Source organism: Litorivivens sp., assembly GCF_057445395.1.
In genome coordinates this window covers 1-19400 of record NZ_JBVBUV010000050.1, presented here as the reverse complement: position 1 = coordinate 19400, position 19400 = coordinate 1, and the positions used below count along the sequence as shown (strand labels likewise).

The following is a 19400-nucleotide window of genomic DNA, read 5'->3' as shown; positions in this document are numbered from 1 at the left end:
GCACCACCTCAACCTGCTCTCGCTGCGCCGCCATCGCGACCCCACATGCCTATCCAATCCGGAACATCGCCGGCAAACAGGGGCTTACTGATATAGTAACCTTGCCCCGTCTGACACCCGGAATCGCGCACGTATGACCAATCCCGTTCGGTTTCAATTCCTTCGGCTACGGTGTTCATACCCAGGTATCGACTCAAATCCAGGCTGGCGGTAAAGATCGATGCTTTGGTACTGTCGTCGCTTGCAGAAGTAACAAAGCCGCGATCAATCTTAAGCTGATCAAATGCGATATCCCGCACCTTTTCCATGGACGAGTAGCCAGTACCGAAATCATCAATCGACACGTGAAACCCTTTCAGACGGAGCCTGGTCAGCGAATCAATGGCGACACAGGTTTCGTCGACTATCGCGCTTTCGGTAACTTCGAGCGTTATCCTACTTGGCTTAATACCATAGCGTGCGGCAACGCGACTCACTTTGTCGGGCAATTTCGGGTCTGCCAAATTCAACATCGACAGATTCACCGCAACGCTGTGATTCCAACCCCAGGCTGTCCAGCGATTCAGATCACGCAGCGCATTTTCGAGAACAAGATCAGTTAAACCACTAATCAACCCGCTCTCTTCGGCAGCGGGTATAAACTGATCGGGCCCTACAATACCCTTATCAGCATGATTCCAGCGTACCAGTGCTTCAAAACCGGTAACACTGCCAGTCAGCATATCAACCTTCGGTTGATAGGCATTGAGCAATTCCCCGTCGCGCATGGCAATGGACAATTCACCCGAACTAAACTGGGTTCGGGTCGGTCGCGTGCTGCTACCATCTTCAGGCTTCCAGGCACTGACCAGCTGCAGGAGTTTTTCGGCGACGACCGGTTTACTCAGCCAACCCAGAACCCTAATATTATGCCTGGCGACTATCGCGGTAGAGGTTTCCAGCAACCGCTGGTCAACACCGCTTATCAGGATGACACTACCCTGAAAATTCCTATCCTGTAACGCTGATACCAGTTGAATGCCATCCATCTCAGGCATATTTAAATCGAGGATCACAATATCCGGCGCATCAGCACCACTATCAATCGCGTCAAGTGCGTCTGTCGCCCGCGCATGAAAACTCGCATCATCATAAGATTTTAGAATTGCACGGATGTAAGAAAGAATGAACTGGTCATCGTCGAGAACCAGTATCTTAGGGTTGGTACTATGCATAGCTTTCTCCAAACTGTTCTGCTATCGGCTGACGATTATGCTCGTTAACGAAAGCGATGGTCTTTTCAAACTCCGACTCAAGACTACTAATAAGTCCTTTATTACTTTCACAGAAGTCGCCGTACAACTCTTCAATATCAAGGCACGCTCGATGCATCGCCATCGCCCCGATGGTAGCGCAGGAAGACTTAAGCTTATGCGCCATCATCTTCACCTGGTCCGGACTATCAGAACCAACTGCTTCATTAATCTCACCGACGATATCTTTAGCATTACTCACAAACTCGGTGAGAAACTCCCGTATTGATATTTCATCGAGGGGCATAAGCGAACGAAAAACATCAAGATCTATAGCTGCACCATCGTTACTTTTATCTAGCGCTACATTTACTTTTCTGTACGACAATTTATCGCTCTTGGATTCAATATTTTTTTGCAATGCACTGCTAAGCTCGTCAATACTTATTGGCTTGGTCAGATACGTATTAATACCTGCACTTTTCGCCTTCTCGATATCCACAGCTGTCACATTGGCAGACAGTGCAATAATCGGCGTAACTGTTCCATCTGATTCCTGGTTTCGTATCGCCTTTGCCAAATCATAGCCGTCCATCTCAGGCATATGTAGATCTGTAATAACAAGGTCATATTGATTGTGCTGCCAGTAACTAAACGCGATATTGCCATTGCGCGCAAAATCTGCCTCATAACCTATGATAGAAAGCAATTTGTCGATCACCTTAATGTTCATTTCATTATCTTCGGCAACGAGCAATTTCCCGCGCTGTGGGCTCCGACAAACTTCGGGTTTTTCGTCAACAGCAGATGTGCCGGGCACATTAAAATAGTCGCTCATCTGGTAGCATGGACCGCCGCCGTCATGAAGCAGAGTGGCAATACTACGCGCCAGGTTTTGGGGGCTAATGACAACGCTACCAAAGTTAGTTCGGTGCCGAGATTGTCTTGTGATATCGATCACTGAACATGCATCGCCCAATGCAATAACGCCTTTCGCACCGCGCTCTATCTCACCCAAAAGGTCCGCAACACCACGACTCAACTCACTAACGCAGCCAATCAGTAGAAAGCTCTCTGAAAGAGAGCCACTAAAAAGCTGCAGATCGTCAACATTTTCAATAGCCACTGCCCTGAGATTTGAGTAAAGCGCAAGGTCCTGTGACAACTGGCCGCGGAGCTCCCTAGACAGACCAATCATAAGCAGATCACTTCGCGGCTCTTCCACGTGCTGTATTGGATCGAAGGTAGGTGAAGAGAGAGGAATAAGAACAGTAAAGCAGGTTCCCCTACCCACTTCAGAAGACACGGTTATCTCGCCATTCATCAATGAAACAATTTCGCTACAAATCGACAATCCCAAACCGGTACCACCATAGAGCCTCGTAGTTGATTCGTCGGCTTGCGCAAACGGCCTGAACAGCTGAGGAAGAACACTCTCCGAAATACCAATGCCATTGTCAGAAATCTTCATAACCAGATTATTGTCTTGGCGGAATGCAACAAAATCGACAACCCCTGGACGCGATTTGTCAGTGTACTTAATCGCATTGCCTACCAGATTAATAATCACCTGGCGTAGTCGATAAGGGTCACCAAGCATCGTCCTGGGTAGACTGGGAGACGTGTAAAAGTTGAGCGTTACATCATGTTTTGACGCCATGCCATTAAGCAGGTTAAAACATAGCTCCGCACCGCGCGTTACCGAGAAATGTTTTTTCTCCAAGGAAAGCTCACCAGCCTCGATCTTGGAAAAATCAAGTATTTCGTCGATAACATCGAGTAAGGTTCCTGCAGATTCACGCGCCAACGTGATTGAACGCATATCGTCCCAGGACATCTTGCTATGGCTAAGCGCCTCAAGCATGCCAATAACGCCATTCATGGGTGTCCTTATTTCATGGCTCATTCTCGCCAGGAAACTGGATTTAGCGGCACTAGCACGCTCCGCTTCTTCCTTTGCTTTTTTCAGGTTTTCAGATCGGAGACGGTTTTCAGTAACGTCGAGACTGACACCCATAGCCCATATAGGCTTGCCGCTGTCATCGTAGCTAACTGAACACTGAGATTCAAAGTACCGCATACCGGTCTCGGCATTATGGATCCCGTGCGACAATTCAAAGTGCGGCCTTTTATTCTCCATTGCACTAAGTAACATTTCGATCGCCGGCTTAGTGTCGTCTTTGTCAAAAAATGTATGAAATACCCGTCCCAGGGATAGCGTGTGCCCGCCGATCTCTTCAGCCGAAGTACCCAACATAGCGAGCAGTCTGTCGGTGAAAATAAAACAGTTTTTGGCTACATCAATCTCCCAGATACCAAGCTGGGCCATATCCACTGCAGTCTCTACCAATCCTTGCGTAGCCTTCAGTTCGGATTCAGCTATCTTCCGCGCCGCCAACTCTTCCTGGAGCTGTCGTGTGCGATCAAGCACCAGATTCTGACTTATTTTCGCGCGACTCCCGGAGGCAATATTGGACGCTGCCACTAGGATCGTGCAGATGACCGAGAGCAGAATGTAAAGATAGTTCGTTACACCAATCATGGAATGCCTGTGATTGGTCGTTGGCTGCGTTTGCACGACAATTTCACTGCCGTCAATTTCGAGCATTTCCGCCCACTTGATCTCCGACATATAGCTAGCTGAAGAGCCGTAGGTGTAGAGCTCAAGATCTGAATTAACCACTGACAACGTAATTTCCAGTGATGCTTTGTAGGCCTCGCGTTCGTAGTTTTTGAACAGTTCGTCAAAGCCTACAAAAGCCAAAAGAAATCCGGACAATCTAGAACCAGCGTCATCTTCTGACGCGACATACACCGGGTGGAACGCTATGGCGTATCTCTGATCAAGGTTTTGAAATGATATTGCCCCGAGCAATCTGTTACCCAGAGGCTCGAACAACGAACTCGCCCCGTAGGCTTGTCGATAGTAAGGCATGACATCGGTACCGTTCAGGAAAAGCAATTCCTCACCGGCATGGAGGTAATCGATCGGGAGGGTCATGTATCCTTCTCCACCTGAAGACAAAGGTGCCCAAGCAAAAGCCATCACCGCTTCATGTCGGGGCTCTCTACCGAAGAACTCCTGAAATTCCCGTTCGGTTATGGATTTCTGAATGGACATCAGTCGCTGCAGGTAGCCTACGGGCGCAATGGTCGATTCAATTTCACGAAATACTCGTTTGGAAAGAAAGCCCGAGTTCTCTTTCAACTCAGCAATCGCTGACTGTTCTTGATACTTGTTCAACGCAATGTGCCCGGCCGCCACGAACACCAGAACCATGGTTGCTGACGCAATCAGCATTGAAAACTCACGGGAGAATAATTTGATATTTGCCGATACTAGAAGTATCAGCGGGCAGATAACCGCAATACCCACTGCGTCACCACCCCACCAGGCAGCCCACTGGAAAAACAGAGCGTCGGAGGAAACATACCCACTGTGGACCAAGGCCGCCGTGCCCACCGTTGCTCCAATGACAGCAGAACATGCAGCCGCCAATAGCATGAACTGCCAGATAGAACGCTCGTTGCGGAAGGTACAGTCTGAAGCAATCATCCGTCTGGCAACTGTTGCAGATACATAGGCCTGCAGCGCTGAGCCCGTCGACGCGATCAGGCCAATGCGCAATGACGATTCTGAGAATTCAATGGCCAGATTAAATGCCAAAGAACCAAGATAGATGGACGTTAAGTAGCCGCGACCGAAAAGCAACAAGCTCGCCGTTGCCAATCCAGCTGCCGGCCAGACCGGGGATACATAACCTGGTGAGATCGCTAGCAACTTTCCCAGTTGAGCCAACACAAAGTAGCCCAACGCGATTCCCAACCATAGTGCGAACTTCTGTATCAGTGAGCGTTGCGAGACCCAGCTTGCGAGAAGACAGTTAAACGTCATTATTATTTCTGCACGTCGATAATTTCAACGACATTATAGGGATGGCACTAGCTTACATAATTCGCGGAAACCGCAGTGGCTGGAAGGCTTTACCTGACACCCGTATGTACTAATCCCTACGGGGATAGGGCAGTACACGGATTAGAAGTACAGCTCGCGAACAAAACGGGGTATTGCCTACAACGGACAGGTGCCGGCAGCCAGATCAGAACTCAACCTTCTGGTTGCGTATCCAGCTTCGTCAGTGTGTCATTCAAGTTCGTGTAGGGCGCTTTTCTACTGACCCAGAAATGGGCTTCAGGTTTAAAACGTGCAGGTTCATCTAATGTTCCTGGGGTAAACACCAAGGTGCCGGGGAATGCGTCCACACGCTCTCCGATAGGTGTTCCACATACCGGGCAAAACAGGTGTTTTTTACAGTTACCCGAATCCCCCACACTTTCATACACAGCGATATCACCCGATACCGTGGTCTGATCTTCCAACACAATAAAGCCAGCACCCACGGCACCATAGAGCTTGCGGCAATCACCGCAATGGCAATAGTGCGGTGCTATCAGTTCCGACGAGGTTTCGTAGCGAAACTGGCCGCAGTGGCAACCGCCGGTGATTTTATTGTCCATTATAGTTTCCCCATGAGCAGGCGTTATATAGCCGGCGGCGCAAAGGTTGGATTACGCCGCAACTTTAGATCCTCGAGCCGACTCGCTGCGGTGACCATCCAGGGATTATCTTGCGGAGGCAGAATATAAAAGGTCTTATTCCGAATCGCCGCCAACACCCGCTCAGCGAGCGCGCGTGGGTGTAATGAATTGGCCGTCGCATCGGTAATAGCTGCCATCGACATCGCGTGCATTTCAGTAGGGTTCTGATCCGCGAGTTCGTCAGGACGATTGCGAGCTGAGGTGGCAATACCGGTATTCACTAACTCAGGACACAAGCATGACACGCTGATTTGCGGTGCCATCATGGACAGCTCATGAAAAAGACATTCACTGAGCGCCAACGCCGCATGTTTTGTCATGTGGTAAATACCCGCAAAAGGCAAAGTACACATCGACGCCATGGAAGATGTATTAACAATATGACAGTCGTCACTCTGCTTGATCATCTGTGGGACAAAGTGGCGGATGCCGTGAATAATCCCCCACTGATTCACCCGCATAAGCCATTCAAAATCATCTTCGGTCTGCTCCCAAAGTTGGCCACCGGTATAAACACCCGCGTTATTACAGAGCACTTGTACACTGCCAAAGTGGTCAACACTCGCTTTACAGAGTGCTGCAACGGATTCGCCAGCGCCTACGTCGGTGACCACACCAATGGCCTCCACACCCAGAGCTGCAACCTCGGCAACGGCTTCGTCCAGCCGCTGCTGCTCGATATCAGCCAACACAACATTCATGCCCTGCTCGGCGAATATCTTCGCCAACTCCAGGCCAATGCCGCTAGCCGCCCCTGTTATAACAGCTGTTTTGCCGCTAAAATCTTCCATCATTCTATCTCCTGAGTTCGGCCACTAGCCTAACTGATAATCTGACAAGCTACTTTGTTTCTGTATTTCCTGATACTCGCGAAAATTTCCGGGAAACAGGAAGGGCGCATGACCGGCTGCATTGCGATAGTAGCTGTTGCACGTGCTAGCACCCCACGAGAAACGTTCAAAACGATCAGCCATCCACGCGTTGTACTGCTCAAAAACGTCACGCTTAACACTCATGGTTTTTTTGCCACTGCGTCGCATCTCGCCCAACAAGCGCACAATCGTCGCCACGTTTTGCTCTACTGACAAAAAGTAGGACACGTTCAAAACCACTCCATTGGGGCCAACGGCAAAGAAGTAATTGGGAAAGTCGGGTACTGCAATACCTTTATGAGAACGAGGATCATCGGCCATCACGTCTCCCAGCGACTGTCCGCTCTCGCCCACCACGTCGATGCGATCGAAATCCTGAATACGGTAACCCGTGCAGTAAATGATAATGTCGGCGGCTATAGTATCGCCGTCGGAAGTAACGATTCCTGTCGGCGTGACCTCCTGCAAACCTGCGGCTACCAAGGAGACATTGTCACGGTTCAATGCCGGATAGAAGTCATCCGAAACCAACCCCCGCTTGCAGCCATAGGGCGTATCGGGAATCAGCACATCGTGTAAAGCCGGATCATCAACACTTTTCCGGATAAAATTTTTCACCATGTTTTCAAACTGCGTCTGCCGGTTGTGCCCGACAGTCACAGCATACTCGACCTGTCCCATCAGCAAGCCCTGCCATTTGCGCAGCAGCATTACCAGAAAAGGAAACCGGCGGAACAGGCTGCGCTGCAAAGTTGAGTAGGCCTTCTTCCGTCTGGGCATGATCCAGTTGGCCGAGCGCTGAAGCACTGTCAGGTGTCCGGCGACCTTCGCCACCTCCGGCACAATCTGAATCGCGCTGGCAGCCGAGCCAACCACCACCACACGCTTGCCACGAAGATTAACGTCATGATTCCAGCGTGTACCGTGCCAGCTCTCGCCTTCAAAGGAATCCATGCCGGGCACGTCGGGGTAGAGGGGCGTATGCTGATTTCCCATGGCGTTGATCACCACATCAAAGCGGTCGCTGTCACCCTTCTCGGTGGTGAGCAGCCAAGAGCCATCACGCTGATAGTGGGCGCTGGTAATGCGCGTGTTCAGCATTAAGTGCGTCTCTAGACCAAACTCTCGTGCACAGCGAGCCAGATACGCCTGTATTTCAGAAAAGCCGACAAAGCTTTCTGACCAATCCGGGTTAGGCGCATAAGAGAAGCTGTAGGAGTGTGCCCAGACATCACACGCCAAACCCGGATAGCTGTGCAACCGCCAGGTACCACCCGGAGCGTCCAGGGCGTCAAAGATAGTGAAATCGTAAAAACCCTTCTCCAACAGCTCCTTGCCGGCGGCGATTCCCGCTGGCCCCGCGCCTATAATAGCGATACGCATTGTCTGCTCAGACGACATAGTAATTAAACCTGATGAATTAAACGGGTGGACCTGAACTTCAACGCCCCAGCCAACGGTCATTGGGCTCACCGATTTATTAGTACTTATTGGCGAACCGACATTTCCTTGCCCTCGACCCCAAAAGGGTAACAGCTGTGTAAGAACTTTATCGCGCCCCCTCAGGCGCGGCAACACAGGACGGGTTAAGACTTGTTAACGAACACACTTGCCGCCTTTAAAGACCTTTTAGCCCTTTTCCTGCCTACAGCGCTCGCAAATGCCCGAATTCACTAGCATTCGGGACGAGCGCTGTTAAGATGTGGCCAAATTCTACTCCCCCGCCTCGCAGCATGCCGGCTGTTTGCCCGCTCGCCCCGCCAAAGGATAACCGCAGTGCACGACAACACCTTTTCATCATTACCACTCAAACCGGAACTGATCGAGAACCTGAACACCATGGGTTACACGGCGATGACACCGATTCAGGCCCAGAGTCTGCCCCCGGTGTTGTCTGACCGCGATGTGATTGCGAAGGCCAAAACCGGCTCCGGCAAAACGGCGGCCTTTGGCCTCGGGCTGCTAAACCGGCTCGACGTGAAGCGGTTCCGCGTGCAATCACTGGTGCTGTGCCCCACTCGGGAGCTTGCCGACCAGGTTGCGGTGGAGATTCGGCGGCTGGCGCGCGCTATTCACAACATCAAAGTGCTTACATTGTGTGGCGGCACCCCGTTTGGGCCACAGCTGGGGTCGCTCGAGCACGGGGCGCATATTATTGTCGGCACACCGGGGCGGGTAGAAGAACATCTGCGCAAAGGAACACTAAAAACCCAAGATATCGACTGTTTCGTACTTGATGAGGCAGACCGTATGCTAGACATGGGGTTTGAGGAGACGCTGAACAAAATCATTGCGACGCTACCAAAGCAACGCCAGAACCTGCTGTTCAGTGCCACCTACCCCGACGCCATTCAAAGTATGGCGCAGCGCGTACTAAGCAACCCCGTAATGATCACAGTGGATACCGATCACGACGAGGCCAGCATTCCTGAGCACTTTTACCGGGTGGAAAGTAACGATGAACGCCGCGCGGCGCTGCGCCTTCTGCTGCTGGAGTTTCAACCCGAATCCGCCGTGGTGTTCTGCAATACGCGACAGGAAGTGAAAAGCATCAGCGATCAGCTCAAGGAATGGGGTTTCAGTGTACTGGCCCTGCATGGCGATCTGGAACAGCGCGAGCGCGATGAAATGCTGGTGCGCTTTGCCAACAAAAGTGCCACCGTTCTGGTTGCCACCGATGTGGCTGCGCGCGGACTGGATATCGATGCGGTGGCGGCAGTTATTAATTACCAGGTTGCCCATGACCCTGAGGTGCACGTGCACCGCGTTGGCCGTACTGGTCGGGCAGGCCAGAGCGGTCTGGCACTGACCCTGTTCAGCGCCCGCGAAGCACACAAGGTAGCGGCGTTAAAAATCGACGTCGATCCCATCGCCGATGCGCTGCCCCTGCCAAAACAATCTGTTTTGAAACAGGCGCCGCCAACACCACCCATGGTGACTTTTCAGATCGACGGCGGTAAGAAACAGAAACTACGCCCCGGCGACATCCTCGGCGCACTGACCGGCGACGGCGGTATAGATGGCAAAGCGGTAGGTAAAATTCAGATTTTCGATACTCGCAGCTATCTGGCGGTAAGCCGCGACAACGCGTCGCGGGCTTTTAACAAGCTGTCGAACGGGAAGCTGAAAGGCCGGAACTTCCGGCTGCGCAAAATCAGCTAGTGGGCTGATCGTCGAAATTATTCCGCAGCATCGCCGTTGATACGTTCCAATCGCTCCTGCTCTTCCTCATAGGCAGCGGCGATTTCTCCCAGCACCGCGTTCACATCAGCGCTGTGCAGTTCTTGCTCAAACTGACCGGTTAACGGGCTTTCAGGGCTTAGATCACCGGCTTCGTAGAGCGCCCAAATTTCATTGGCAAAATCCGTTGCCAGTAATTCGGGCGCGAACTGGCCGTAGTAGCGGGTCATATTGTTCACGTCGCGCATGAAAAGAGTCGGCGCGTGATTGTTACCAGCGGCGTCCACCGCCTGTGGCAAATCAATGATCACCGGGCCGCTGCCATCCATCAGCACGTTAAACTCGGAAAGGTCACCGTGCACTAGCCCCGCGCATAGCATGCGGACCACATATCCCATCATCAAGCCGTGCCCCTCACGCGCAAGCTCCGGCGTCAAGGTGATGTCGTTTAGCCGTGGCGCCACATCGCCGTCTTCGTCGGTCACCAGCTCCATCAGCAGCACACCGTCAAAACAGCCATAGGGCTTGGGCACTCGAACCTCGGCGGCCGCCAGTCGGTAAAGTGCATTGACCTCCGCATTGTGCCAACTGTCTTCCAGCTCGCGACGACCGTAGCGGGAGCCCTTTTCCATGGCACGGGAACGGCGGCTGTTGCGATCCTTACGCCCCTCGCGGTATTCCACGGCCTGCTTGAAGCTGCGCTGGGCAACATCTTTGTACACTTTGGCGCAACGCAACTCTTCGCCACAGCGCACCACATAGACGGTGGCTTCTTTTCCGCTCAGCAGCTGCCGCTCGACCGTATCTATCAGGCCGTCTTCCAGTAGGGGTATCAATCGTTTGGGTATTTTCATGAGTGCTTTATACGCTAAATTCCGCCGAAACTCAGCCCCTGTTCACGCGGACCGGCTGCGTGCATAGGCATCCGCAGCACCATAGGCCCCAGCCGGTATGGCCGGCAATTGCATACTCAGGATTCCCTGCTAATATGCCGCCCACTACCTGATTCTAGGCGGGACTCCCTGTGTCCTTCGAACCCTCACCCACCCGCCCCGCCACGCCTAAACCGACATTGCGCTGGGATATTTTTTGTCACGTTATCGACAACTTCGGCGATATCGGTGTGAGTTGGCGTCTGGCGCGGCAGCTAGCTCAGGAACACCACCAGAGCGTGCAGCTCTGGGTAGATGACTTGTCAGCGCTGACCGCCATGGAGCCCTCACTCACCCTCACCAGTGAGAGCCAGCTCATCCACGGCGTGCAGGTTCGGTACTGGCCCGACACCTGGTGCCAGCAGCAGGTTGCAGATGTGGTGGTCGAGGCCTTCGGTTGCACCCTACCCGCGCCATACCTCGATCTCATGGCTACTACAACCCCACGCGTACTATGGCTGAATCTGGAATATTTAAGCGCAGAAGATTGGGTAGAACAGTGTCACGGTCTTACCTCTAAGTTGGGCAACCGTTTTCAAAAATACTTTTTCTTTCCCGGCTTTACCGATAAAACCGGCGGCCTCCTGCGCGAGGAAAATTTGATCGCGCAGCGTCATCAGTTCCAGTCTAACCGCCGTGAGAAGAACGCCTTCCTCAATCGACTTGGATTACACCTTCCAGAAAACGCCTTATGTTTTTCACTGTTCAGTTACGAGAACCCTGGGCTCCATAGCTGGCTTGACGCGCTTAGCCAAGCCCCCAAGCGCGTGCATCTGCTCGTGCCTCAAGGGCGGATTTTACAAGACCTTCAGCGCTGGCTTGGGGTTGACGCACTGGGTGCGGGCGATAGCGCCCAGCGCGGCGCACTGGATATTCACATTCTGCCGTTTCTCAGCCAAGATGATTACGATCGTTTGCTCTGGTGTTGCGCCCTGAACATTGTGCGCGGCGAAGACTCTTTTGTACGCGCCCAGTGGGCTGGCAGCCCGATGCTATGGCATATCTACCCGCAGCCGGAAGACGCCCACCAACCCAAACTCCAAGCGTTTTTAACGCTTTATTTACAAGGCCTTAGTGCTGATGCCGCAGACGCGCTCAAGCATTTCTGGCTGGCCTGGAATACAGGCGCGAATTTGGCTGACAGCTGGGCTCGGCTGTCTCCCCACTGGTCAGCCATTCAAGGCAACGCACAGCGCTGGTGTAATCACCTGGCGCGCCAGAAAAATATTTCACAACAGCTAGTGACCTTTGCAGAAAAACAGATAATATTCGCGCCGCGAAATCTCTCGTGATTGCATGCCGCCGGAGGCATCATGAAAACTGCTCAGGATATCAAGCCCCACAACGTGGTCCTCATTGATGGCAGCCCCTGGTTAGTTCAGAAAGCGGACTACACCAAATCCGGGCGCAACAGCGCCATCATGAAAATGAAACTCAAAAACCTGCTCACCGGTTCCTCCACCGAAACGGTTTACAAGTTTGACGACAAAGTAGACGTTGTCAGTCTGGACAAAATCGACACGACCTTTTCTTATAAAGCTGACGATCTGTACGTATTCATGGACGAAGAATACAACCAGTACGAGCTGCAGGCCGACGATATTGAAAACGTACTGCCATTTCTGGTCGATGGCATGAGCGACGTATGCAACGCCGTATTCTTTGAAGGCAAAGTGATTTCCGTCGACCTGCCCACCACTATCGTACGTCAGATCGACTACACCGAAGATGCGGCGCGGGGCGATACCAGCGGCAAGGTAATGAAGATTGCGAAGCTGGCCAACGGTACCGAGATCAAAGTGCCCGACTTCTGTGATACCGGTGACTGGATCGAAATCGATTCGCGCACGGCGGAATACAAGTGCCGCGCGAAGATACCCGCCTAGCTTTCACAGCGGCCTTTGCTTGACGATCTGAGCAGCGGTTGGGCGACGAGCACCTCGCCCAACCATCAGTGGTTTTAGCGCTCGCATGTCAATGGCGATCAAACGGATGCTCCGGCCACATACGCCAGGCCAGCAGCATCGGCATCAACATCCACGGCAGGTTAAAGGCGAGGTAGTAACCTACATCGGGCGGCGGGTGCGCACCGTTAAAGGTTTCGTAGAAATAGAAGTACATATTGGTTACCGACGACCCGGCAAACAACAGCGCCCACAATCTGATCCAGTTGCACTGCTTCCACAGCGCGTACAGCAGAACGATAAGAAAGGGCGAATGCACGAATCCGTCGAGCGTCGTACTGGCCAGCAAGGTGATCGGTGGGTCGAGGTGCTGCGGCTCCTCTGCCACCGCCCACCCATAAAGCCATTGAAGCGGCGGCCACGGGCTGTCCGGACTTACCGGCACGCCCAGCGCTTCGGGCAAGCTAAACAGCAGCCCATAGGTTACCGAGATACAATAAAATGCAAACAGCAACAGATCGACCGGTCGTTTATAGAGGGACATAACGTGCTCCAGTTGTTATTATTGTTCCAGCCTATCAGAGATTGGGGGTCAACCCTTTTCGCAGCCTGAATTTAAGACACCGGTCATAATTCTATCTTACTGAACCGCTACACTATCCCCACAGACAGATTCATCCAGCAAGCAAGAAGGCATGTTATTTGCGTGCACGTGGTTTCATTTACCACTGAATACATTGTCATGGAATCAATTTTTAGCGCAGGGATGCAACAGATGTACACGAGTTGACCTTGTTATGCGATTTTCACATCCGTCGTCCGACAAACCCCATACCTATACCAGCCGTCATGGCCCATTTGTGATTGATCTGTTTTGGGGCGCTGCGATTTATCCCTGCACCACAACCGACAGCCGCTACCGTGAATTTGTAGTGACATCAGCGGCTGGCCAAGGCATTGCAGAAATCCCGGAAGGTGCCAACACCGCCGACATGGGCGTGGTGGTTATGCTTCGCAAAAAAGGGCAGAACAAACGCCCGCCCCAAGAGCTGACAAGCTTCGTCAAAGAGCAGGGGTCGCATCGTTTTCTCGGCGGTACTGGCGCAGCACTGGTGCCGGGTTCGCTCATCTATAATGCCGTGGCACTGACATTGCTCATCGCCCTGAGTCTGCTCGGACACTGGGTCATTGGACTCGCCCTAGCAAGCGCTATATCGGCGCTCGGGTTTGGGCTGATCTACCATCAGACAACAAAAATGGTGGAAGAAGCGCGTCACGCCGCGACCGTCAGCTTTCGCGCTAACCAGTCATTAAAATCCACGGTGATTCGACACACACCAGAGCACTACGAGGTGGTCGAGCACGCAAACGATGCGCCTGTAAAGGACACAACGGCCGCCTAGGCCAGTCAAACAGCTAGCAAACGATATTTAAGCGCTGGAAGTTTCATGCATCTGTGGCCACAATAACGCCATGACGCAAACTTCTTTCACCGCCAATAAACCTAGTGCTGCTGAATACAGCCCCGTCGAAGACCTGGCAAACAGCCTCAGTCACGGCCTGGGTGCGGTATTAAGTGTCGCCGGCACGATTATTCTGCTGGTGCTTGCACTGCCGGAAGGCGATATCTGGAAGCTGGTCAGCTTCAGTATTTTTGGCGCCAGCCTCACGCTACTGTACCTGAGCTCCACCCTGTACCACGGGTTTCGCAGTCCGACTTTGAAACGCATCTTCAAAATGCTAGACCACTGCGCTATCTACCTTCTGATCGCAGGCACTTACACACCGTTCTTGCTAGTCAATCTGCGCAATGGCACCGGCTGGACCGTATTTGCGGTTATCTGGGGTCTGGCGTTGGCTGGCATCATTCTCAAACTGACGCTGGGTCACCGGCTAAAAGCACTGCGGGTTATCATCTACCTGATCATGGGCTGGCTGGCGCTGTTGATCGCCTCACCGTTGGGTGCCTCGCTGCCAGCAACAGCGCTGAACCTGATCATCGTCGGAGGCATTGTTTATACCCTTGGTGTGGTGTTCTATCTGGCCAAGGCCATCCCCTTTAATCACGCGATCTGGCATCTTTTTGTACTGGGCGGCAGTATCTGCCATTTTTTTGCGGTGTACGCTGGCGTGTTGCATTTCAGCCCAGCCGCTCACTGAACGACTGGGCGCCGGCCTCGGAATTCACAAGCACACCCACACAGGCGGGATCACACAATTCTGCCACGACCAATGTATAATTCGGCCTGCTTTTTTCTGTGACACCTCGGAGGGTGATTTGGAACGTTTTGTTGAAAACCTGATGTATGGTACCCGCTGGATTCTGGCGCCCATCTATATCGGCCTGAGCCTCGCCCTGTTTATGCTCGGCCTGAAGTTTTTTCAGGAAATTTTTCATTACCTGCCGCTGATTTTCGAAATGAAAGAAGCCGATCTGGTGCTGCTGGTGCTGTCACTGGTGGATATGGCTCTGGTGGGCGGATTGCTGGTCATGGTGATGTTCAGTGGCTACGAGAACTTTGTTTCGCAGCTGGATATCAGCGAAGGCAAGGAAAAGTTGAGCTGGCTGGGCAAAGTCGATTCAGGCACCCTGAAAAACAAAGTGGCAGCATCGATTGTGGCGATATCATCAATCCACCTGCTCAAGGTATTCGTGAATACCGAAAACATCGATACCAGCTACCTGAAATGGTATGTGATTATCCACCTCACTTTTGTAGCATCTGCATTTGCGATGGGCTATCTGGACAAAATCACCCGCAACACGCATTAAATTGCAACGCTTGAAGCTGAGCTAGCCTAGCAGACGATTACCGTTTGATCGCCTGCCAGCTCAGCTTTCAGCAAGCGTATAGAGCGCAAGTGCTGCCAGAAGGTCGGTCTTCTTTACCGGCTTGGGCAGATAATCGTTCATCCCTGCTTCCATAAACTTTTCACGGTCACCATCCATCGCATTAGCAGTGAGTGCAATGATGGGAATATCTTTGCCGCGTTCGCTCGCGCGAATATGCCGGGTCGCTTCCAGACCATCCATATTCGGCATATACACATCCATGAGAATCACATCGTAGGGAAAGCTGGCAACCGCATCGACTGCTTCCTGCCCATCGTGCGCAACATCAATCTGGTAGCCACTGTCTTTCAGCATGGCCTGTATCACAATGCGATTGGTTTCACCGTCTTCAGCCATCAGCAAGCGCACAGTGGATCCAGTGTCTTTTGGCAGGGGAGGTGCTTCGCTCGCAATGGATTCACGACTGGCTTGCCGCGCACGGGCCAGCTTCAACGTAAGCCTGAGCGTAAAGCAGGCACCTTTACCTGGCTCACTTTGCGCGGTAAGTGTTCCTCCCATCGCTTCGATAATACGACGGCAGATAGCCAAACCGATACCAGAGCCACTGTACTGCCGATCAGCACTGGCGTGAAGCTGGGTGAAAGGTTCAAACAACTTTCCTATATCGACCTCAGAAAAACCAATGCCGGTATCTTTTACCTGTATCTGCAGGTCGACACTTTTGTCGTCCAGACCCAGCGGCTCAGCATTCATGGTCACCATGCCTTCGCTGGTGAATTTAATCGCGTTTGACAGCAGGTTCAGCAGCACCTGCCGCAGTCGCCCCTGATCCGCAGATACCGACAGCGACTGCAGTCGGGCATCGCAATTCAAGGTAAAGCCCAGCCCTTTTTCTTTTACATTGCCAGACAGTAACTCCGCCGTCGCCGACAGCATTTCCGCCACATTGAAGATTTCGGGTTCAAGCTCCAGTTTGCCCGCTTCAATTTTACTGATATCGAGAATTTCGTTGAGAATGCTGAGTAAGTGCTCGGCGGATTGGTAGGCCGTACGCACGTAGTGACCCTGTTCCTCAGACAAACCTGGGCTTTCCTGTAACAGCCCGAGCATACCAAGAACACCATTGAGCGGCGTTCTGACTTCGTGACTGACGGTTGCCAGAAAATCAGATTTTGCCTTGTTGGCTTCCTCTGCCCGGGTCTTTTCAAACATCAGCTGCGACTGGTTTTCACGCAGCTCGGTAATGTCGCGATGAAAACCCACCCATCCACCATCGCGCATCCGCTGGTAAAGGATGTTCAGCCACTGACCGTTAGCCAATTCAATATTGAGGCTGCAATCTTCCTCTTCGAGAAGGCTCAACAGTGCCTGTTCAAGTTCTTGAGTTTTCTCGGGCTCCACCTGATATATACCCGCCCTCATGGTTTCTTCCACAAAGGTGCGATAATGCGTTCCGGCGCTCATGGCCGACGATGCACCGCGATACAGTTTGCTGAAGTTCTGATTACTGAGCGCCAACAAACCGTACTGGTCGAATACCACAAAACCTGAGGGCGCCGCTTCAATCGCATCGCGAAAGCGAGTTTCACTGTGCTCCAGCGCAGTGGTTGCAGAACGAATCATCTTGCGCAGGTTATGGGGGATACGCAGTAGAAAATACAACAGGCAAGCCAACAGAAGCGCAGCAAACCCCAGTCCAACAAACTGTTGTTGGCGCTTTTCATAGTACGAGGCCCAGCCGCCGCGCGGCAGCGCGCCAATTTCCCAGGAACCTTTAAGCAAGGCCACGTTTGCTGTAAGCGCCTGCTCCCAATTAAAGCCGGAGCTGCCATAAAACATTTCACCGAGCGAGCCTTTCGAATCCTTGCCCCTAATCGCAAAGACCACGTTCTCGCCAACGCTGTTTAAACCGGCCTCCGCATAAAGCACATCCAGATCGAGCAATAGAGTAGAGAATCCCCAAAACGCTTCTTCGCCAGTCGTCTGATCTGCGAGGAAGATCGGCTGCCGAGCGATTAGTGCCGTGCCGCCCTGTATCAATTGCAAGGGGCCTGCAATCCAGGCTGTTCGATTCTCTATAGCCAGCCGTGCCGCTTCAGCCCGGCGGGCATCAGCCAGCAGATTGTGACCGACCGCTGCCTTGTTTTCCTCGTACGGCCAGACGTAAGTCACCACCCCGCCGGGGGCCAACTGCAAGCTTTTAACCCCGGTAACGTTACTGCCGACCTGATGCGCAAAGCGCTCAAAGGTTTTCTGGTCGATGCTGCTGTTAGCATGAACCATTCCGCTTGGCCCGTTAACCAGAGCCAGCTTGGCATTAAGTGCCGATTCCAGATTACCCCGCACCAATGACAATTGGCTGATAATGGCCTTTTCGTCTTCTGCTCGAAGCGTCTCTAACTGCTGCCGGTCGTACTGGGCAACACCCCACACCATAAAAGCAAAAAGCATGGTGGCGATCAGGGCGGATGCCAGTGGGCTGGAGATAAGCGCAGGGAAACGGTCAACCAGAAAATAGCCGGACTTTACCGAGGCAACGTTCAGCTCGGTTTCAACCTGCGACGCCAGATCGCGCAGGCTATCACAGTCACGAGGTGACATACTGCGCGGGCGGGTATCGATAAGGCACAGGGTGCCAATCAGTTCACCACCCGGTGTCTTCAATGGACAGCCTGCGTAAAAGCGGACATGCGGCTCGCCCACCACCAGCGGGTTATCGTGGAAACGCTCATCGGCCAACGCGTCTTCCACGATGAATAACTCTTCACTCTTGATAGCGTGACCACAGAACGACACATCGCGCCCCGTCTCGCAGGCGCTGAGTCCCTGCCGCGATTTGAACCACTGGCGCTGGTCGTCGACCAGGCTGATAAGCGCAATCGGTACCGCAAACAGATGCTGCGCAAGACGCGTGATGCGGTCAAAGCGCTCTTCGCTGGGGGTATCAAGAATGCCCAGCCGGTAAAGCGCGTCGAGTCGCTGCTGTTCGTTCTGCGTTGGTGTGGCCGCTTGCATGGTCGCTCCCTTAAATCCACACTAACGCAGCAGGCAGACCCTGCAAAACAGCGCGGTGTGGCTGATAAGCATAGACAGAGTCAGGGGGCTGGAGCAAGTAAAGGTTGGCCCCCACCGGCACAACCAAAGCACGTCGCAAGTTCGGGTAAAAATCGCAGTCTTTTGCAGACTGTCGGCAGCAGGCGGCTTGTTTTCTACCAAACCCTTGCTCCGACCACGCGGCTCCACGAACAGTCATTGCATTGACCACCAGTGCTCGTGGCGGACTGAAGTTACAGGTTAAATCCTGACCCGTACGGTAGAGCGTGACAGCCCCTGCACCATTTCGATTTCGCGGTGGGTGGCGACGGGCTGCACTGCCAGTGGTTCGCCGCGGGCTAAATCGCGGGCACCATGCAACACCAGCGAAACACGCTCCGACGTGTGAATACTTGCCAAAGGGTAAACGCTTTCAGGATAGACGGCTACAACCAGAGAGGTAATGTTGCCGCCACCGCTAGAGGCTGGGGTTTTCTGTGGCAGCAAGCTCATCACGCCTTTACCACCGGCCGCGCCTGCGGCACCCGAGGGGCGCATCACGCCGACCAGGCGAACATCGCGGGCTACCGTGCGAACGCCAGCTGCGCTGGTCACCAGCACATCCAGACGGTCGCCACCGCGCAGTTGGGAAACGGGAATACTCTGTGGGTCGGGTGCCAGGGTGTACAGTACCCGGCCCGCTGGAACCACTTCGGCCAATGACGGACGTTTCAAGGCCACCACGTCACGGTTGTTAAAGGGCTCGCCTGCCTTCTTTTCTACGGTCAAGCGCTTGCCAATCAGAGCGCGCGGCTCTGCCAGAACAACGCCGTCAGTTTTGACTTTGCGCTGCT

The 19400-nt window shown here is 53.0% G+C and carries 15 protein-coding genes; 6 read left to right on the top strand and 9 right to left on the bottom strand.

Translation table 11 applies throughout. The features are described from left to right. Positions 1 to 8: 8 nt before the first annotated feature. The 5 genes from AC222A_RS13530 to AC222A_RS13510 all read right to left on the bottom strand — a co-directional run bounded on the left by AC222A_RS13530 (position 9) and on the right by AC222A_RS13510 (position 8086). Positions 9 to 1214: an EAL domain-containing response regulator gene (locus AC222A_RS13530; RefSeq protein WP_372748225.1), complete on the bottom strand. Its 1206-nt coding sequence runs from the start codon at positions 1212 to 1214 to the stop codon at positions 9 to 11. Further along, the gene (locus tag AC222A_RS13525) at positions 1207 to 5127 is read right to left on the bottom strand and encodes an ATP-binding protein (protein WP_486775105.1); all 3921 of its coding nucleotides are present in this window, start codon (positions 5125 to 5127) and stop codon (positions 1207 to 1209) included. Before AC222A_RS13525 ends, AC222A_RS13530 begins: the two co-directional genes overlap by 8 nt. A gap of 212 nt (positions 5128 to 5339) precedes the next feature. Beyond that, positions 5340 to 5750, bottom strand: a complete 411-nt coding sequence (locus AC222A_RS13520) for a GFA family protein (RefSeq protein WP_372749895.1) — start codon at positions 5748 to 5750, stop codon at positions 5340 to 5342. A 23-nt stretch (positions 5751 to 5773) separates the two neighbouring features. Then, complete coding sequence (locus AC222A_RS13515; RefSeq protein ID WP_372780842.1) at positions 5774 to 6625, bottom strand: SDR family NAD(P)-dependent oxidoreductase; 852 nt, start codon at positions 6623 to 6625, stop codon at positions 5774 to 5776. Between the two features lie 21 nt (positions 6626 to 6646). After that, positions 6647 to 8086, bottom strand: a complete 1440-nt coding sequence (locus tag AC222A_RS13510) for a flavin-containing monooxygenase (RefSeq protein WP_486775104.1) — start codon at positions 8084 to 8086, stop codon at positions 6647 to 6649. Positions 8087 to 8479: 393 nt separating this feature from the next. Here AC222A_RS13510 and dbpA point away from each other — a divergent pair, with 393 nt between their 5' ends. After that, the gene (gene dbpA / locus AC222A_RS13505) at positions 8480 to 9865 is read left to right on the top strand and encodes an ATP-dependent RNA helicase DbpA (RefSeq protein ID WP_372749773.1); all 1386 of its coding nucleotides are present in this window, start codon (positions 8480 to 8482) and stop codon (positions 9863 to 9865) included. Positions 9866 to 9882: 17 nt separating this feature from the next. Here the strand turns inward: dbpA and AC222A_RS13500 are convergent, their stop codons facing one another. Further along, complete coding sequence (locus AC222A_RS13500) at positions 9883 to 10737, bottom strand: PA4780 family RIO1-like protein kinase (RefSeq protein WP_372763956.1); 855 nt, start codon at positions 10735 to 10737, stop codon at positions 9883 to 9885. A gap of 170 nt (positions 10738 to 10907) precedes the next feature. Here AC222A_RS13500 and earP point away from each other — a divergent pair, with 170 nt between their 5' ends. Together earP and efp are read left to right on the top strand one after the other, a co-directional pair. Then, a complete protein-coding gene (gene earP / locus AC222A_RS13495; protein ID WP_486775103.1) occupies positions 10908 to 12107 on the top strand; it encodes an elongation factor P maturation arginine rhamnosyltransferase EarP in 1200 nt (399 codons plus the stop codon). 21 nt (positions 12108 to 12128) lie between these two features. Then, positions 12129 to 12701 (top strand): elongation factor P, encoded by a 573-nt coding sequence (gene efp, locus AC222A_RS13490; protein ID WP_372750572.1) that lies wholly within the window; start codon positions 12129 to 12131, stop codon positions 12699 to 12701. A gap of 88 nt (positions 12702 to 12789) precedes the next feature. Here efp and AC222A_RS13485 read toward each other — a convergent pair whose 3' ends face one another. Then, positions 12790 to 13263, bottom strand: coding sequence for an EXPERA domain-containing protein (locus AC222A_RS13485; protein WP_372759404.1), 474 nt, complete (start codon positions 13261 to 13263; stop codon positions 12790 to 12792). A gap of 253 nt (positions 13264 to 13516) precedes the next feature. On the opposite strand from AC222A_RS13485, the gene AC222A_RS13480 reads away from it, so the two are divergent. The 3 genes from AC222A_RS13480 to AC222A_RS13470 all read left to right on the top strand — a co-directional run bounded on the left by AC222A_RS13480 (position 13517) and on the right by AC222A_RS13470 (position 15492). After that, complete coding sequence (locus tag AC222A_RS13480) at positions 13517 to 14122, top strand: hypothetical protein (RefSeq protein WP_486775102.1); 606 nt, start codon at positions 13517 to 13519, stop codon at positions 14120 to 14122. Positions 14123 to 14192: 70 nt separating this feature from the next. After that, positions 14193 to 14879 carry a PAQR family membrane homeostasis protein TrhA gene (gene trhA / locus AC222A_RS13475; protein ID WP_372810836.1) on the top strand — a complete coding sequence of 229 codons (687 nt, stop codon included), beginning with the start codon at positions 14193 to 14195 and terminating at the stop codon, positions 14877 to 14879. Positions 14880 to 14997: 118 nt separating this feature from the next. Then, the gene (locus AC222A_RS13470; RefSeq protein ID WP_372750118.1) at positions 14998 to 15492 is read left to right on the top strand and encodes a TIGR00645 family protein; all 495 of its coding nucleotides are present in this window, start codon (positions 14998 to 15000) and stop codon (positions 15490 to 15492) included. Positions 15493 to 15552: 60 nt separating this feature from the next. Here the strand turns inward: AC222A_RS13470 and AC222A_RS13465 are convergent, their stop codons facing one another. Continuing rightward, positions 15553 to 18528: an ATP-binding protein gene (locus AC222A_RS13465; RefSeq protein WP_372763982.1), complete on the bottom strand. Its 2976-nt coding sequence runs from the start codon at positions 18526 to 18528 to the stop codon at positions 15553 to 15555. A 279-nt stretch (positions 18529 to 18807) separates the two neighbouring features. Then, on the bottom strand, positions 18808 to 19400 hold a 593-nt coding region (locus tag AC222A_RS13460; protein ID WP_486775101.1), incomplete at its 5' end, for a hypothetical protein.

Coding starts and splice junctions, on each gene's coding strand:
- AC222A_RS13530 (WP_372748225.1), bottom strand. CDS start 1,214: ATGCATAGTACCAACCCTAAGATACTGGTTCTCGACGATGACCAGTTC.
- AC222A_RS13525 (WP_486775105.1), bottom strand. CDS start 5,127: ATGACGTTTAACTGTCTTCTCGCAAGCTGGGTCTCGCAACGCTCACTG.
- AC222A_RS13520 (WP_372749895.1), bottom strand. CDS start 5,750: ATGGACAATAAAATCACCGGCGGTTGCCACTGCGGCCAGTTTCGCTAC.
- AC222A_RS13515 (WP_372780842.1), bottom strand. CDS start 6,625: ATGATGGAAGATTTTAGCGGCAAAACAGCTGTTATAACAGGGGCGGCT.
- AC222A_RS13510 (WP_486775104.1), bottom strand. CDS start 8,086: ATGCGTATCGCTATTATAGGCGCGGGGCCAGCGGGAATCGCCGCCGGC.
- AC222A_RS13500 (WP_372763956.1), bottom strand. CDS start 10,737: ATGAAAATACCCAAACGATTGATACCCCTACTGGAAGACGGCCTGATA.
- efp (WP_372750572.1), top strand. CDS start 12,129: ATGAAAACTGCTCAGGATATCAAGCCCCACAACGTGGTCCTCATTGAT.
- AC222A_RS13485 (WP_372759404.1), bottom strand. CDS start 13,263: ATGTCCCTCTATAAACGACCGGTCGATCTGTTGCTGTTTGCATTTTAT.
- AC222A_RS13480 (WP_486775102.1), top strand. CDS start 13,517: ATGCGATTTTCACATCCGTCGTCCGACAAACCCCATACCTATACCAGC.
- trhA (WP_372810836.1), top strand. CDS start 14,193: ATGACGCAAACTTCTTTCACCGCCAATAAACCTAGTGCTGCTGAATAC.
- AC222A_RS13465 (WP_372763982.1), bottom strand. CDS start 18,528: ATGCAAGCGGCCACACCAACGCAGAACGAACAGCAGCGACTCGACGCG.